At 61.8% G+C, this 16,660-nt stretch carries 14 protein-coding genes; 5 read left to right on the forward strand and 9 right to left on the reverse strand.

The genetic code is table 11. The features are described 5' to 3' along the window. The 4 genes from M0H32_RS22310 to M0H32_RS22325 are packed head-to-tail and all read right to left on the reverse strand — an operon-like array spanning window position 1 to window position 4,605. Window positions 1-606 carry an ABC-type transport auxiliary lipoprotein family protein gene (locus tag M0H32_RS22310; RefSeq protein ID WP_248157755.1) on the reverse strand — a complete coding sequence of 202 codons (606 nt, stop codon included), beginning with the start codon at window positions 604-606 and terminating at the stop codon, window positions 1-3. A gap of 27 nt (window positions 607-633) precedes the next feature. Next, entirely contained in the window at window positions 634-2,628 is a 1,995-nt protein-coding gene (locus M0H32_RS22315; protein WP_248157756.1) for an MlaD family protein, read from the reverse strand. A 10-nt stretch (window positions 2,629-2,638) separates the two neighbouring features. Further along, window positions 2,639-3,418, reverse strand: a complete 780-nt coding sequence (locus M0H32_RS22320; protein ID WP_425607349.1) for an ABC transporter ATP-binding protein — start codon at window positions 3,416-3,418, stop codon at window positions 2,639-2,641. A gap of 38 nt (window positions 3,419-3,456) precedes the next feature. Next, the gene (locus tag M0H32_RS22325) at window positions 3,457-4,605 is read right to left on the reverse strand and encodes an ABC transporter permease (RefSeq protein ID WP_248157759.1); all 1,149 of its coding nucleotides are present in this window, start codon (window positions 4,603-4,605) and stop codon (window positions 3,457-3,459) included. 92 nt (window positions 4,606-4,697) lie between these two features. Between M0H32_RS22325 and dgcN the strand changes: the two genes are divergently transcribed. Together dgcN and dgcA are read left to right on the forward strand one after the other, a co-directional pair. After that, the gene (gene dgcN / locus M0H32_RS22330; RefSeq protein WP_248157761.1) at window positions 4,698-5,711 is read left to right on the forward strand and encodes an N-acetyltransferase DgcN; all 1,014 of its coding nucleotides are present in this window, start codon (window positions 4,698-4,700) and stop codon (window positions 5,709-5,711) included. Beyond that, entirely contained in the window at window positions 5,708-6,691 is a 984-nt protein-coding gene (dgcA, locus tag M0H32_RS22335; RefSeq protein WP_248157762.1) for an N-acetyl-D-Glu racemase DgcA, read from the forward strand. Before dgcN ends, dgcA begins: the two co-directional genes overlap by 4 nt. 186 nt (window positions 6,692-6,877) lie before the next feature. Here dgcA and M0H32_RS22340 read toward each other — a convergent pair whose 3' ends face one another. After that, window positions 6,878-8,038 (reverse strand): MFS transporter, encoded by a 1,161-nt coding sequence (locus M0H32_RS22340; RefSeq protein ID WP_282449491.1) that lies wholly within the window; start codon window positions 8,036-8,038, stop codon window positions 6,878-6,880. Between the two features lie 121 nt (window positions 8,039-8,159). Between M0H32_RS22340 and M0H32_RS22345 the strand changes: the two genes are divergently transcribed. Beyond that, the gene (locus M0H32_RS22345) at window positions 8,160-9,335 is read left to right on the forward strand and encodes a protein phosphatase CheZ (protein WP_248157764.1); all 1,176 of its coding nucleotides are present in this window, start codon (window positions 8,160-8,162) and stop codon (window positions 9,333-9,335) included. 85 nt (window positions 9,336-9,420) lie between these two features. Here M0H32_RS22345 and M0H32_RS22350 read toward each other — a convergent pair whose 3' ends face one another. The 4 genes from M0H32_RS22350 to M0H32_RS22365 all read right to left on the reverse strand — a co-directional run bounded on the left by M0H32_RS22350 (window position 9,421) and on the right by M0H32_RS22365 (window position 14,147). Then, window positions 9,421-10,752 carry a globin-coupled sensor protein gene (locus M0H32_RS22350; RefSeq protein WP_248157765.1) on the reverse strand — a complete coding sequence of 444 codons (1,332 nt, stop codon included), beginning with the start codon at window positions 10,750-10,752 and terminating at the stop codon, window positions 9,421-9,423. Window positions 10,753-11,056: 304 nt separating this feature from the next. Continuing rightward, a complete protein-coding gene (locus tag M0H32_RS22355) occupies window positions 11,057-12,082 on the reverse strand; it encodes a threonine ammonia-lyase (protein WP_248157766.1) in 1,026 nt (341 codons plus the stop codon). A 215-nt stretch (window positions 12,083-12,297) separates the two neighbouring features. Next, window positions 12,298-13,347 carry a glycosyltransferase family 4 protein gene (locus tag M0H32_RS22360; RefSeq protein WP_248157767.1) on the reverse strand — a complete coding sequence of 350 codons (1,050 nt, stop codon included), beginning with the start codon at window positions 13,345-13,347 and terminating at the stop codon, window positions 12,298-12,300. After that, on the reverse strand, window positions 13,344-14,147 hold the full coding sequence (locus M0H32_RS22365; protein ID WP_248157768.1) for a UDP-2,3-diacylglucosamine diphosphatase: 804 nt from the start codon (window positions 14,145-14,147) through the stop codon (window positions 13,344-13,346). The genes M0H32_RS22360 and M0H32_RS22365 overlap by 4 nt, the downstream gene beginning before the upstream one ends. 264 nt (window positions 14,148-14,411) lie before the next feature. Here M0H32_RS22365 and M0H32_RS22370 point away from each other — a divergent pair, with 264 nt between their 5' ends. Both M0H32_RS22370 and M0H32_RS22375 read left to right on the forward strand, forming a co-directional pair. Further along, entirely contained in the window at window positions 14,412-15,191 is a 780-nt protein-coding gene (locus tag M0H32_RS22370) for an SDR family oxidoreductase (protein ID WP_248157769.1), read from the forward strand. A 164-nt stretch (window positions 15,192-15,355) separates the two neighbouring features. Continuing rightward, window positions 15,356-16,543 (forward strand): hypothetical protein, encoded by a 1,188-nt coding sequence (locus tag M0H32_RS22375; protein WP_248157770.1) that lies wholly within the window; start codon window positions 15,356-15,358, stop codon window positions 16,541-16,543. Window positions 16,544-16,660 lie beyond the last annotated feature (117 nt).

Genomic DNA, 16,660 nt, shown 5'->3' on the forward strand with positions numbered 1-16,660 from the left:
TCAAACGTTGCGCAGCGTCCAGGCGGCCATTTCGGCGAAGACCCTGTCGGCGGAGGCGTTCATCGCCTCTACGGCCTTGTCGACCGAGGTGCTGCCCGACGGGGTTTCGGCGCGGAACACCTTGGTGGCGACCGTGCGGCCGTTGCGGTCGTTGACGACACGTGCGGAGATCTCGACAAGACCGCGGTCTGTGCCGTCAACCCGGAGCTCGAACGCCCGGATTTCGGTCTGCAGCTGATAGTCGATCAGGAGCCCGTCGCCCGGCACGCCGACGCCGCGCAGGCGGCCGGTATTCTGCAGGGTTTCGACCAGTTTCTGCTGCACCACATTGGGCAGCGTGTCCGCCCAGGCACTGTCCGGGAAGTAGCTGTAGATCGGGCCCTTGTCGACAACGGCGATGTAGCTGGTGTCTAGGGCCTTCAGCGCCCGCGGCGCGGCCACCAGCACCTGGACGCGGCTGGCGCGGCCGGCAAGACCGGAGCCGTCGGCCGCGCGGATGCCGTAATAGGCGGACGGTGCGGAGCTGGCGCAGCCGGACACCAGCACGCCGAACCCGAGCGCTCCAAGAACGCCCCGGCGGGTCATGTCTGTGCCTGTCTTCGTCATGCGCCCTTGCCTCTTAATTCTTCTGTCTCATCGCCGGCGCCCGCCTGTATAGGTCGGCACATCCTCGCCCCCGAAGATCACCCGGTTCGGACTGCGTTCAAAACTCTCCGCCGCGCGCTGGATCGAGATCAGCGTACGATTGACCTGGCCAAGCGCCGCGGAGAAATCCGACGAGCCCTGGGTCGCGAATTTGGAAAGGCCACCGGCAATCGTATCCGCCCGGCTCTCAAAAGCCACGGCGATCTTGCGGATGGCCTGTGCTGCGAGCGTCGCTTCCTTGATCAAGCCCTCACCGTCGCCATCCACCATGGTGGAAACCTTCTCGACCAGGCTTTCAACCCGCACGGACGTGGAGTTCAGCGTCGCAGTCATCTGCTTCGCGTCGGTGATGATCTGGTCGACATCCGGTGTGCGCTTCTGCAGGTTCGCCGTCATCTCCTGGACATTGTCCGCCGCCTTGCGGGCGCTGGCCAGGATCGCCGGAATACCGTCTTCCGGATTGGCGAGGCCCGAAGCCGCCGTCTCGACCGAGCCGACGATGTTGGCGACCTTTTCCGGATCCACCGCCTGCATCAGTTCGTTGGCCGTTTCCAGCGTCGTCGCAAAGCGTTCGGCGGCGGCCTGGACATCTGTGATCAATGCCGCGATCCGGTCATCCTGACCGCGCACTGTGGCGGAAACCGCCTCGAAATTCTGCACCGTCGACTTGGTGGAGGCGATGATCTCGTTGATCTGGCTCTGCTGATTGTTGAAGTTGTCGACGATGGCGGCGACATTGTCGACGGTTTTGCCGACTTTATCCGGATCGACGCTTGCCAGGATCTCGTCGACCCGCACCAGCGAGGCATTCATGCCCTCTGAAAAGGTGCTGACGGAAGTGACAACCTGCTCGACCCGCAGCGGATCGATGGCGGCGGCAATCTCCACCCCGCGGCTCATGATCGTATCGACCTTGGCAACCACATCGCGGCTGCCTTCCAGGATCTCCACAACGGTGCCTTCGCGCTGCTGAATGACCTCGACGATCTGGCTGACGTTCTCCATGGTCTTGCTTGTGGAGCTGATCAGCGTGTCGATGTCACCGGTCCGCTTTTCAAGCACGTCGCCGAGCGCCGCGGCACCCGCCATGACCTTCTCGATGTCCTCGGGCTTCACCGCTTCGACAATCTTGTGCACGTTGTCGAGGCCCTCGTTCAGGTTCTTGGTGAAGGTCTCCAGTTCCTTGGCGGCGCTCTGCGCGTCGGCCATCAGCAGGTCGATGTCCTTGCTGGCCTTGCCGAGGCTTTCAGAGAAAGTGCTGAAATCGTCGACAATCGCCGTCACCTTGTCGGACGGCACGGCGGCCATCAGCCGCTCACCCTCGTCGACCAGCTTTTCGAGCCGGCTGGAGAGGCTCGAGAAGGCATCCGATGCCTTGCCGATGCTGGCCATGAAGTCCTTCACGCCATCGGAATTGGCCGCTAGCGCGTCGGAAAATGTTTCCGCGTTGTTGATGATCTTGGAGATCGCAGGCCCGTTGTCCTTCAAAAGGTCGTCGACCGTCTTCATGGTCGAATCCGCCCGCTTCAGCACGTCGCGAGCACCGTCGACAATATCGTCGAAGAAGGACCGTTCGGCCTCGATTTCCGGCACCTTGCCGTCGTCGCGGCCCAGGAGAAGAGGAGAATCGGAGGTTCCGCCGCTCAGATCCACATAGGCGACACCGGTCAGGCCTGTAAAGTTCAGGGTTGCCTTGGTATCCTCGCGCAACGGAGTGGTCGGCCTGATGCGGACCGTGGCCACAACCTTGGTCGGGTCCCCGGGCGCGAAATCCAGGGATTTCACGTCACCGACCTTGATACCGTTGAACAGCACCTGGCCGCCGACCGGAAGGCCGGTCACCGGCCCCGGATAGAGGATCTTCAGTTCCACGTTCTGGCGGGATTCGGCGGAGACGGCCTTCCAGTAAACAAAACCGAACGCACCGATCAGTATGGCCACCATAAAAGCACCGATCAGGATGTAGTTCGCTCTGGTTTCCATTCAGTCCAACCTATATTCGGCGCAATGCCCGCTCGCCGCGGAAATAAGACTTGATCCAGGGATCGTCATTTTTTGTCATGTCGTCCAGTGTTCCAATCGCCAGAACACGCTTTTTCCCAAGAACAGCAATGCGATCGCAGATGGAATGCAGACTGTCCAGGTCATGTGTAACCATATAAACGGTCAGTCCGAGTGTCGAACTCAGGTTTGCAATCAGCGAATCAAAAGCAGCCGCCCCAATTGGATCCAGACCGGAGGTCGGCTCGTCCAGAAACACCAAATCGGGGTCGAGTGCAAGGGCGCGGGCCAGGCTGGCGCGCTTGACCATGCCGCCGGAGAGTTCCGACGGCAGCTTGTCCGCGGCGTCCTGGGGCAGTCCGACCAGCTCGAGTTTCAGGCTCGCAAGTTCATCCATCAGCTGCGGTGACAGATTCAGATGCTCACGCATGGGCACCTGAATGTTCTGCTTGACCGACAGCGAAGAGAACAGGGCCCCTTGCTGGAACAGCACCCCCCAGCGGCGCTCGATCGCCTTGCGTTCCTTCTGATTGGCGCGCGACAGATCGTGCCCGAAGACCGAAATGGCCCCGGTCCGCTTGGGCGTCAGCCCGAGAATGGTTCGCATCAGCACGGATTTGCCGGTGCCCGACCCGCCGACAAATCCCAGCACCTCGCCCCGGCGCACGTCCAGGTCCAGATCCTGCAGAATGATCTTAGAGCCGAAGCCGACGGTGACGTCGCGCACCGACAGGACGTGATCGGCGTCCTCTCCCGTATCCAGGGTCTCCATCGCCGGGGTATCTGTCGCTGGCTGATTCATCGGCAGGCTCAGACTCCAATAGCGGCAAAGAACACCGCGAAAAATCCATCGACCACGATGACCAGAAAGATCGCCTTGACCACGGACATGGTCGTGTGGCGCCCGAGCGATTCGGAAGAGCCTTCGACCTTCAGACCTTCCACGCAGGCGATAAGACCAACGATCAACGCCATGAACGGCGCTTTCACGAGGCCGACCACCAGCGTGTCGATGGAGATCGCCGCCTGCAACTGCGTCAGGTATGCGGCTGGCGGAATGTCCAGGTAGATCCAGGTGATCAGGCCGGAACCGAACAGGGCGGCCATGTCGGAAATGAAGGTCAGGATCGGCAGGGCAACCATCAGCGCCAGGATTCTCGGCAGAACCAGCACTTCCGTGACGCTTAGGCCGATTACATGCAGCGCATCGACTTCTTCCTGCATGCGCATGGCCCCAAGTTCCGCCGTGAACGCGGACCCCGAGCGGCCGGCGACCATGATCGCGGTCAGGATGACGCCGATTTCACGCAGCACCAGAATGCCCGCCAAGTCGACAACATAGATGTCCGCCCCGAATTGCCTGAGATAAAATCCGCCCTGTTGCGAGATGATGGCACCGATCAGAAAACTCATCAGCGCCACGATTGGCACCGCGCCGACACAGCTGCGCTCGAATTGCACCGCGATGGAGATGCTGCGCAGGCGTTTGGGCTGCATGAGAACGGTCGACAGCACCAGCCCCAGAGAGCCCAGGATATGAAGCATGGCCTTCGCATCCTGAAAGGCATCAACCATATGGCGACCGATGTTCTCCAGGAAACCGGCGATGGAAAAGCCGTTGTAGTCTGGTTTCCAGCTCGGCGGATGATGGCTTTCGATTTCGTCAAAGAGCGACTGACGGACCGGCGTCACGCCGGTCAGCCCTACCCGGCGGCCCTTGAATTCCAACCGGCCGCGGGTGCGGTGAATCAGCCAGGCGCCGCTGGTGTCCAGATGGTCGATCCCGGAAACATCGATGCAGGTCAGCTGATCGCGGGCGACCTGGAGGTCAGTCAGCTCCTTTTCGGCATCGCCGATGGTGCTGACGGTCCAGTCGCCGGTCAGGGCCAGGAACTGATGTTCGGGACCGTCCGCCTTCAGAGCGATCGACGGTGCCGTGTTTTTTTCCAAGAATGCCATTCCGGCTGGCTGCCCTCTTGCCGCTGGTTCGTCATCCCTCGTATACCTGATTGAGAAGTTTAACGTCCAGCAGCCACTTGAAAGCTTTGTCCATGGAAATTGCCCGTCCTTACCTGTTGTTCCTCGGTGACGTTCCTGATGCCCTGGCCGCCAAGACCGCGATTGGCATCGTCGATTGGCGCAAGGACTGGTGTCTTGGCCAGGTGCGCCTGCCCGGTTGCGCCGCCGACACGGGGCTTCCGGACCAGACGATTGCCGAAGGCGCGGCGGCCGGTGCGAAAACTTTCATCATCGGCGCCGTCAATGCCGGCGGCCGTCTGCCCGAACATTGGGTCGAATCGGTTGTCGAGGCCCTCGACGCGGGTCTCGACGTTGCCTCCGGACTGCATGTCCGCCTCGCCAGCATTCCTGCCATCAAGGACGCGGCGGAACGAAACGGCCGCCAGTTGCACGATGTGCGCCACAGCACGGAGACCTTCGCCACCGGCAAGGGCACCAAGCGGTCCGGCAAACGCATCCTGGCTGTCGGCACCGATTGTTCGGTCGGCAAGAAATACACCGCGCTTGCCATGGACAAGGCCATGAATGAGCGCGGCTACAAGAGCTCCTTCTGTGCCACTGGCCAGACCGGCGTGTTCATTTCCGGGCGCGGCGTCGCTCTCGACGCCGTGATCGCGGACTTCATTTCCGGCGCCGCCGAATGGATCTCACCGGCAACTGAAGACGATCACTGGCAGATTGTCGAGGGCCAGGGCTCCCTGTTCCACCCGTCTTTCGCCGGTGTGACCCTGGGCCTCCTGCACGGTTCCCAGCCGGACGGCTTTATCGTCTGCCATGAGCCGACCCGCACCAGGATGCGCGGTGTCGAGACGCCCCTGCCGACCATCCAGCAGGTGATCGACATGACGATCCAGTGCGGCCAGCTGACCAATCCGGAGATCCGCTGTGTCGGCATCGCCGTCAACACCCAGGCGCTCGACGACGACGAGGCGCTCGCCTATCTCGCCAAGATCGGCGAGAAACACGGGCTGCCGGCGACCGACCCGGTCCGCTATGGCATGGAGGCGATTGTCGACAAGGTGTCCGCCGAGTTCGGCGCGCCATGAGCCTGTCCGTAGAGATCGAGGCCGAGCGCTTCGAAATCGCGGGCGGTTTCAAGATCTCCCGCGAAACCCGCACCCATGCCCAGGTGGTGGTCGTCACGCTTGCCGACGGCGACCATAAAGGCCACGGTGAATGTGTGCCCTATCCACGGTACGGCGAAACGCTGGAAAGCGTGCAGACCCAGATCGGGGAAGTTGCCGAACTTCTGAAGGAAGGCCTGACGCGGGACCAGCTTCTGGAGGCCATGCCCGCGGGCGCCGCCCGCAACGCGGTTGACTGCGCCCTTTGGGATCTCGAGGCGAAGCGCACCGGCAAGCGGGCCTTTGAGCTGGCCGGCCCAGGCGTTCTGAAACCGGTCATGACCGCTTTCACCATCAGTGTCGACAGTCCGGAAATCATGGCGGAGAAGACCCGCGCGGCGGCCCATCGGCCGCTGCTCAAGGTCAAGCTGGCCGGTCCCGGCGACGATGCCCGCATCGCAGCCGTGCGCGCGGCCGCTCCCGATAGCACCCTGATTGTCGATGCCAATGAGGCCTGGGACGACAGCTGCTTTCAGATCAACATGGCCGCCTGCGAAGCCGCAGGCGTTGCCCTGATCGAACAGCCCCTGCCCTCCAAGGACGACGGGCTTCTGGCGGGGCTGAAACGCAAGGTCACCATCTGCGCCGATGAGAGCCTGCATCCAGGCAAGAGCATCGACGGCCTTGCGGAGAAATACGACGCGGTGAATATCAAGCTCGACAAGGCCGGCGGCCTCACCGCCGCGCTGAAGCTTGTCCGAGACGCGCGCGCACAGGATCTGAAAGTGATGGTCGGCTGCATGCTCGGCACATCGCTGGCCATGGCCCCCGCCGTGGTGATCGCGCAGGAAGCCGACTATGTCGATCTCGACGGACCGCTTCTGCTCGCCGAGGACCGCACGCCCGGCCTTCGGTTCGAAGGCAGCACGCTCTATCCGCCGGAGCCGGAGCTTTGGGGGTAGGCTGAAATCCGATCGGACTTGTGCCAAAGCACTGAGGTTCAACACAAACAACGTCATCCTGAGGAGGCGCACTAGCGCCGTCTCGAAGGATCCGCCGCTTGAACCAGAGTGTCTGGCCGCTCCTTCGAGACGGGCCTGATGGCCCTCCTCAGGATGACGCTTCTGGTTGGAAGTGGAATGGTCCCCCTAGCCCATCTTCCGCCGCAGCATAGGCGTCATGACCAGCGTCGCCAGGGTGCCGACCGCCGCAACAATGGACATCAGGTAGAACGGCCAGTCCGGGTTCACCTCATACAGCGCGCCGGAAATGCTGAGACCGATGGCCATCTGGATGCCGACGGAAGTGGCCAGAAGCCCCTGCCCGGTGCCCGCCCACTGGCTCGGAACGATCCTGGCCAGGATCGCGACGGCGCCAAGATGGGCCGCGCCGAAGGACAGGCCGTGCAGGGTTTGCAGGGCCGCCATGGCCGGCAGAGTGTCGGCAAAGGGAAACAGCAGCCAGCGCAGGGACGCCGCAACACCGGCCGCCAGCAGAAAGATCGCCGGATCGAAACGCTGTGAAAGCTTTCCGGCCACCGTGAACAGTGCTATTTCCGCGACCACCCCGGTCGCCCAGAGCAGCCCGATCGCAAAATCGGGGACCGACATGGCCTGCCAGTAGATCGTGCCGAAGCCGTAAAATGCCGAATGGCTGGCCTGATACAGCCCCAGTACCGTCAGCAGCGGCCAGAACCACACGCTCCGGAAAGGCGTGGCCGCGTCCGCCGCATCGCTGTCCTGCTTTTCCTTGCCGCGCTTCTGTCTCGGCAGCGACATCGCCACCGCCCCCGTCGCAAACGAGGAAAGAACGATGGCAACCACCACCAGCCATGACGTGTCTTCCGAGGCCAGCGTCCCGCCGACGATGCTGGCGACAACGAACCCCGCCGAACCCCACAGGCGCATTCTGGCATAATCCGCGCCTGTGTTGCGCTGGACATCAAGCGCGTAGGCATCGCTGAGCGGCACGATCGGTGCGTTCATGACCATGAAGCCGATCACCGCCACCGAGACGAACACCAGACCGAAGGGCAGGAAGTAAAGCAGGAGCAGCGCGGCCGCCGCAAGCGCGTAGATCAGGATCGACAGCCGGCGCTGACCAGTCCGGTCTGAGAGATTCGACAACACCGGGCTCGCGCCGATACGGGCAATCGTGCCAATTCCCAGGACAAGACCGATTTCGGCGGCATCAAGCCCGCGAAACCCCAGAACGACCGGAAAAAACGGCAGAAACAAGCCAACTCCGAAGAAATGGCTCGCAAACAGACCGGAAACCCGGGCGCTAATACTGGGCAGGGCAAAGGACATGAATAACCAGGCAAGGTGTCTTGCTAAAAAGGATGTTAACGATTTTCGCCTTACCTTGGAGGAGAAGTTGTCCGTGGTACGGCAACAAACGACCCTTAGGCAAGTTGAGATTCGCGTCCACATGAAAGCGGAAGCAGTACAGGAACAGCCAGAGTTGATCGGCGAAGCCGAGTATCAGACTCTCGAACAGACCCTGATGGAATCCGATCGCGGGCGTCGGTTTCTAAAAGAGTTTCTCAATCGCAACAAGACACCCGAGACAACAGAGATCCTGGGTGCCATTCACCGGCTTGAGAAAGTGGTCACCCGGCAGCGCAAGGTGCCGGATCTCGACAAGATCCGCCTTGACATCGCCGACATGCATGAGGCGATCGAGCGGACCAAGGCCGAGATCGCCAATATCAAGCAGGAAGGCGACGAGAGCAACCGCTTCGTCGACGCCTCCCACGAGCTCGATGCCATCGTCACCCAGACGGAAGGCGCGACCCAGTCGATCCTGGAAGCCGCCGAGCAAATCCAGGAAAAGGCCTGGGTGCTGCGCGAGAACGGTGCCGACGACGCGACCTGCGACGACATCGATGCCAAGGCGACCGAGATTTTCATGGCCTGCTCGTTCCAGGACCTGACCGGCCAGCGCACAAACAAGGTGGTCCAGGTGCTGCGTTACCTGGAAAGCCGCATCAACCTGATGATCAACATCTGGGGCATCGAGGACATGGAAGCCGACGACACCGCCGGCCCTGTCGACAGTCGCCCGGATGCCCATCTGCTCAATGGCCCGCAGCTTGCTGGCGGCGTTTCGCAAAACAATGTCGACGAGCTGTTCTCCGCCAGCGACGATGTCTTTGACGCGGCGATGAAGCAAACCAAGGCGGACGCTGCCATCGACGCACCGGCACCGGTTCATGCCAGCGATGCCGATGTCGATGCCATCATGGCCGCCACCGATGCCGCGGAAGACGCTGTGGCCGACGAAGCCGATATCGACGCGATCATGGCTGGCGGCAACGAACCAATGGACGCAGCCGCCATCGACGACATGTTTGCCGCCGCGCCGGCCGCAGAAGAAGACGAGGCCGCTGCAGAGGATGACTTTGCGGGCGCCGACCCGGACGCAACCCTTGACGAAGCCGCCATCGAGGCGCTGTTCGACAACGAGGTGAAGGCTTCGGAAGCCGAGGAAGACGAAGCGGAAGCCGATGCCGACTGGGAACTGACCGCGGAAGCCGCTGAAGAAGACGGCGACGATCCGCTGAAAAACCTGTCGGAAGCCGAGCGCCAGGCGCTCTTCAACTGATCACGGCACATGGAATGGAAAAAGGGCGCTGCCGGATGGCAGCGCCCTTTTTCTTGAACCGCACGTAAACTAAGGGGCCGTTGCCTCAACTCACATTGATCTGCGCGAAGAACCGCTCCGCCTGACGGCCGAGATCGTCCGCCTGCCCCTTGAGCGAAGAAGACAGGGAACGGATCGACCCGACGGTGCCGTCGACCGTTTCGACCGAACCGCGCACCGCCGTGATTTCGTCCGTCACCGCCTGGGTGCCCTGGGCCGCCAGCTGGACGCTGGAGGAAATCTCCGATGTCGCGGCCGCCTGCTGCTCGACGGCGGAGGCGATGCTGGTGGCGATCTCCGACAGTTCGCCGATGATGGCGGTAATGCCATCGATGTCCTGCACGGACCGCTGGGTGGCCTGCTGGATGCTGGCGATCTGCTCGGTGATGTCCTCGGTCGCCTTTGTCGTCTGGCTGGCCAGTTCCTTCACTTCCGACGCCACGACCGCAAAACCCTTGCCCATCTCGCCGGCCCGCGCGGCCTCGATGGTGGCGTTCAGCGCCAGCAGGTTGGTCTGGGCGGCAATGTCGGAAATCAGCCCGATCACCGAGCCGACCTGGTCGGCAAACCGGGCCAGCTGGGTCATGGACTCGTTGGTGTTGCGCGCGCCCTCAACAGCCTTCAGGGCCATCTCGCGCGACTGGCCGGCCTGGCGGCCGATCTCGGTGATGGAGGCGGACATTTCTTCCGTTGCCGTCGCGCTGGACTGAACCCCGCTTGCGGTTTCCCCGGACGAGGCGTCCATGGCGGTCATGCGCGCGCTGATGGCCTCGGTCTCCCGGCTCAGGCTGCCGAAGGACGTGTCCAGATCGTCCGACGCCGTCCTGAGCGCGCCGATGGTGCCGCCAAGAGCCTCCTGAAACTCCTGGAGGGCGCCCTTCAGACCGTTTTCCCGCGCGACGGCATCCGCGACCATCTTGTCGTGATAGGTCGAGATCGCGACATCCATGTCCAGCATCACGAGCCTGTTCAGAACGCCCAGCGCCTGGGAACGTTTGCTGTTGGTGAGAAAGCGTTTTTGCATCACCACATCGCTCAGCCGGGTGACGGCAAAGGAATAGCCGCCGATATTCCAGCTTGGATCGAGGCCGATGCGCACATGCGCCAGACCGATCCGGACGGCCCGTTCCAGATAGGCCGCGTCCGGCCCTTCGGAGAACAGCCCCTGCCAGTGAGCGAGCTGGGCTGCGACCAGCCGGGACTGCTGGTCGCCGACCAGCGCCGCCAGGTGCGGCACCGTTTTCACATGAGCGTAGAAGTCCTGAAGGATCTCCGGCAGGGCATCCTTGAACAAGGGCCAGAGCGCGCGTGCAAGAGCACGGTCTTCCTCCGTGTATCGGAAGAATTTCAGCCGGTCGTTCAAACTGGTGTTCTGCATTTCTGCCTCTTGGATCGATAAAGCACGTGCCGGCCCGCCAGGTGCTGCCCGGGCCTCTGCCCGCGCAAACGGGGAGGCAGCGGCCGCACAACGCAAGGCGTCGGTACGGTGTCACGGTTACGTCCCGGTGATGGAAGAAGACATGTCCCGCCGGCGCTCAGCCGTTGCGGTTCAAAATCAGGTCCTGCATTCCGTTCGTCCCGTCATGACGAGATGACGGCGGCACCATCGCACCGGACCCTTGCCCGGTTGCAAACGTTGCCGCCTTCCCTTCCGCTCTATCGAAGAGGCTCCTAAGAGGGCGTTAACGGCCGAGCGCTTGCATCAGCATCTGTGGATCGATGTTGCCGCCGGTCAGAACAACTCCGACGGTTTGGCCCTGAAGCGGCAGTTTGCCGGTCAGCAGGGCGGCCAGTGCCACGGCCCCGCCAGGTTCGACAACCAGCTTCAATTCGCTGAAGGCAAAGGCGACCGCGGCGAGTGCTTCCTCGTCGGTGACCGCGACCGCTTCTCCCGCCAGCTCGCGCAGGATGGAGAAACTGACCTCTCCCGGCGCTTCGGTTAGGAGCGCGTCACAGACCGATCCCGATTTGGCGGCATTGGTCTGGATGGTTCCGCTTTCCAGGGACCGTTTATAGTCGTCGAAAAGAGCCGGCTCGGCCGTATGGAAGCGGGTCTGCGGGGTTTTGTGCGCCAGCGCAACGGCAATGCCGCTGGCCAGTCCGCCGCCACCGGTACAGGCAAGCACGTCGTCGAGCGGCAGCCCGAGCGCGGCCGCCTGCGCCGCCAATTCGAGGCCGACGGTGCCCTGTCCCGCGATCACACCCGGATCGTTATAGGGATGAACGAAAGTCGCGCCGCTCTCATCGCATAGCGCCTTGGCAATCGCGTCCCGGCTTTCCGTTTCCCGGTCATAGGTCACCACGGTGGCCCCATAGCCGCGGGTGCGTTCGAGTTTGATCTGCGGCGCGTCCTCTGGCATCACGATGGTGGCCGGCATGCCGAGCAGCTGGGCGCTGGCGGCGACGCCCTGCGCATGGTTTCCCGATGAACAGGCCACCACGCCCTTCGGCCGGTCTGCTTCCGGGATCAGGTTGAGGCGGTTGAACGCCCCGCGGAACTTGAACGAGCCGCTGCGCTGCAGGTTCTCCGGCTTGATCAGGACACGGGCGCCGGTGCGTTCGTCCAGCAGCGGATGGCGCAGCACCGGTGTCTTCACCGCCTGGCCATCGATCCGCCCTGCCGCGGCCTCGATATCCTCGATAGAAACGGCAAAGCCGGACAGATCCGGCACGTCTTCGGCAAGGGGCTGAGACTGGATATCGGCCATCGGAACTCGCTTTTGATCTCAAACGTTGACGCTGAGGCCGACCGTGTGCCGGCGGCGCACGGACAGGCCATGCCGCCCTTCAAAAAGGGCGGCTTTCTGGGAGCAAGTGTTTTCACAGGTAAGCTGTTCGATCCAGCCGGAACTTGTCCCGGTGTCAATTTTGGAGCTTTTCCGGCCGGATTGGCTCTGCCACCGGCGCAAACCGGGGACAGGTGCTATTCCGCTGCCCTGGCATCTCCGGAGACGCTGTTAAAGATGTCCTGTGCCTCGATGCAGTTGTCCAGGAACTGCTGGGCACTGGCGGCCCAGGTGTAGTTCAAGGCGATCTTGCGGCAATGGTCGCGCGGAATGTCGAGAGCCGCTTCCGCGGCTTCCTTGAGATCGTCCGACAGCACGCCTGCGCCCGTGTCGCCGATGACATCGAGCGGCCCCATCACCGGAAACGCGGCGACCGGAACGCCGCAGGCCAGTGCTTCCAGTATGACATTGCCGAACGTGTCGGTGAGCGAGGGAAACACGAACACATCCGCGTCCGCATAGTGGCGTGCCAGATCCTCGCCCACTTTTGAGCCGGTGAAATGCACGCCGGCATATTCCCGGCGCAGGCTTTCCAGCTGCGGGCCGCCGCCGACCACCACTTTCGAGCCCGGCAGGTCGAGATCCAGAAAGGCCTTGATGTTCTTTTCGACCGCGACCCGGCCGACATACATGAACACCGGCCGCGGCAGATCCGCCGGCAGCACGGAGCCCTCATAGGGTTTGAACTGCTGCTCGTCGACGCCGCGCGACCAGCGCATCAGATTGTTGAAGCCTCGGGCGCGCAGATCCTGCTCAAGCGACCTTGTGGCCACCATGCAGCCGTTGCCTGAATTGTGAAACCGGCGCAGCCAGCTGTAGGACCAGGCCAGGGGAACCGGCAGCCGCGCGGACACATATTCCGGAAAGCGCGTGTGATAGCTGGTGGTGAACGGACGGCCCGTCTTTTTGGCAGCGCTCGCGGCCAGGATGCCAAGCGGTCCTTCTGTCGCAATATGCAGATGCTCGCAGCCATATTCCTCGATCTTGCGCCGGACAATGCCACGATGGGTCAGCGACAACCGGATTTCCGGGTAGGTCGGACATGGCAGGGTCTTGAATTCCTGCGGCGACAGCACCTCGACCCGGATACCGATGGCTTCAAGCTCTTCGGCGGTGCGTTCCAGGGACCGGACAACACCGTTTATCTGTGGATGCCAGGCATCCGTCACAATCAAAATGGAACTCATGCGGCGACCGGTGCTTCCTTCGATTTTGGCCGCACCTCTTTGGTCTGGGTCTTGTCCACCCATCTGATCACCTCAAACGTACCGTCATGGTGTTCGGCGACCGCCGTGCAGCTCTCCACCCAATCACCTGTGTTGATATAGTGGATCCCGTCAAGGTCCCTGTCGGCTGCATGGTGAATATGGCCGCAAATGACACCTTCGACGCCCTGCCGGCGCGCTTCGTCGGACAGGGCCTCTTCGAAGCGGCCGATAAAGCTGACAGCGTTCTTCACCTTGAGCTTCGCCCAGGCGGACAGCGACCAATAGGTCAGGCCGAGATTCCTGCGCACGAAATTGACCCAGGTGTTGATGCTGAGCGCGGTCACATAGGCCTTGTCGCCGAAAAAGGCGAGCCACTTGGCGTGGCGAATGACAACGTCGAACTGGTCGCCATGGATCACCAGATAGCGTTTGCCGTTGGCGGCCTCGTGGATGATGCTGTCGGTCACCTCGACACCGCCGAAATGGGTCCCGAGGAAATTGCGCAGGAATTCGTCGTGATTGCCCGGAAGGTAGACGATGCGCGCGCCCTTGCGGCCCTTGCGCAGGATTTTCTGGACCACGTCATTGTGCAGCTGCGGCCAGTACCAGGAGCGCTTCAGGCGCCAGCCGTCGGCGATGTCGCCGACGAGGTAAATGGTCTCGGCGTCATGGTCCTTCAGAAAGTCGAGCAGCATCTCCGCCTGGCAACCGCGGGTGCCAAGGTGAACGTCTGAAAGAAACAAGGTCCTGTAATGCCGAGGTTCCTCAGCGGTCGACATAGCACTTCTCCAAAATCCTTTTGGGCCGCTATAGACGCGATTCAAGTATCACTATTATGACAATTAAGCCGTCTTCATGTTCCGGAGTTGTTTTCCGCCTTATGGGTTAATTCTTGTCCGGAGAGGCAATTCTCCCTCGCCGTTCGCTGCGGCACCGGATCGGAAGCGGGCCCGGCCGGCGCCGGTGTCGGTCCGCGGACTGTTTGACAGCCCAGGTCACAAGCGGCCACAAAGACGAACAACACAACGCAAGGGAGACGTTCCATGGATCTCGGCCTGAAGGGCAAGAAGGCCATCATCTGCGCGTCCAGCCGGGGGCTTGGCCGGGGCTGCGCGGAAGCACTCGCCGAAGCCGGCTGCGCGATCGTTCTGAATGGCCGCGACGAAGCCGTGCTCGCCGCCACCCGCGCCGCGATCATGGAGCGCTTCGGCGTCCAGGTCACGGCCGTCGCCGCCGATGTCTCCACGCAGGACGGTCAGAAGGCCCTGCTCGAGGCCTGTCCTGAACCGGACATCCTCGTCAACAACAATGGCGGCCCGCCGCGCAAGGATTATACCGAACTTGACCGCGAGGCGCTTTTGAATGGCGCCATCCAGAATTTTGTCACGCCGATCGAGCTGATCCAGGCGGTGACGCCCGGCATGAAGGCGCGCGGTTTCGGCCGCATCGTCAACATCACCTCGCTCTCGGTGAAGATGCCGATCGAGGGCCTTGATCTCTCAAGCGGTGCACGGGCCGGCCTGACCGCGTTCCTGGCCGGAGTCTGCCGCCAGCTGGCTCCGCACGGCATCACAATCAACAACCTGCTGCCCGGCAAGATGGACACCGACCGCCTCAAGGGCGGTTTTTCCCGCACCGCCGAACAGACCGGCCAGAGCCTCGACGAGGTCCGCACTGAGCAGGCCGCCGGCATTCCGGCCCGGCGTTTCGGCACGGCAGAAGAATTCGGCCAGACCTGCGCCTTCCTCTGCTCGCAGCATGCGGGCTACATCACGGGGCAGAACATCCTGATGGACGGCGGACTTTATCCGGCGGCGTTTTGAGGGGGGAGAGCGGCGGACTCCTGAAATCTGCCCAAATGAGGCTCACCTATAGGAACTAATGCATGATTGGGCCCCTAACTCATTCCGTTTGCGCCATGATCCGATGGGTCGCTACCAAATGCTTCACCAGCAGGGGCGAACCAATTGCTCAATCCGGATTTGAGATGCCGAAGAGTTCCGACAATGAAACCGACGCCGAAGCTGCTTCAAACGCTTTGGGAAAATTGCTTCTGAACGCAGACGAAAAACTGAAACCGCTTGGCAACGAGCCGATCCTGATCATTGCCTATCCGCACAAGTTCAACGATGCGGACTATGATGATTATTGGTGTGCCGTTCAGATTGGGCGCAGCTATTGGGAGGCCTCGCAGTTTTACCGGCATGCGTATCTGGACGGCTACGGATCGGGCCGCGAACCGGAGAACGACCGTGGGGCGGGTCATATCACGGAACGCGCCAACTATGCTTCCGGCACATCAAATCAAGACGGCAAAACGCCCGAGGCTCTTCGCAACGCTTTGAAGGCGGCGCGCACGGTGCTCAGTGATCTGGAGAAGACCGTCTGGCGGGATCTGGCGGTTAAAGCGCTCGGTGTTCGTGACAGCTACGGACTTGGGCTTTACCTGATCAATGGTGGACTCTGGCTGATTCAGACGCATTATTCCGGTGCGGATGAAGGCACTGCCTGGTATTGCAACTCGGCTGGAGAGCTGAGCTACTTTGCAGAAGCCATGGACGCAACAACGGGTATAGGCAACCCAATCCCGATCCGGTTCGGAGACGTTGGCAATGAGGCTGTTGGCAAACTGGGCGGTGCGGCGCGCGACTGGTATTTTCCACCTACACCCACCGTCGCCTTTCCGGAGCGATGCAAGAGCCTTCAAGAGCTGTCTGACCTGCTTTTGACGGTCGCCGGAAGACTGCGCGCGAACAACGCGGATCCCGTCACGCTTTCGTCCATCAAGACGGAAGCGACCGAAAGACATCCTAATATTGAGGTAAGGTGGCTCGGCAATGGGTTCCATCGGTCGCAAGACAACCGGTTTGTTCAGGAAGAAGATCGCAACCCATATTTCTCGTTGCTAAAAACACATCAGATCCAGGTCTCCAATGAAAGAATGCTGGAGATCGTGCAGGCAGCAGGTAAACAGTTGGATTTCCTGGAAACACAAGGCTGGAGACGACTCTTTGGCGAGGCCTTTGCATCCCCCCTGCAGGACCATGACGCTCTTCACCTGATGATTGTCGAGAATGAAATCAATCTATTGCGCGGCAACTCGGCCTTCTGCCTACAGGGCGGCCTGCTCAAGCCAGTTGGCTTGCTGAGTGATTGGGAGATTGTACAGTATTGAACCGCCCCGGGTTTACCGGAGAGTAAAACTCTCACAGGATACCCGTTATGGATCAGAAGACAGTTCCCCCGAGATATACAGCTGAGTTCCGCGAACGTGGCGTTCGGCTTTTTCGAG

It is taken from the genome of Roseibium sediminicola (assembly GCF_023156505.1).
In the GTDB taxonomy this organism is placed as follows: domain Bacteria; phylum Pseudomonadota; class Alphaproteobacteria; order Rhizobiales; family Stappiaceae; genus Roseibium; species Roseibium sediminicola.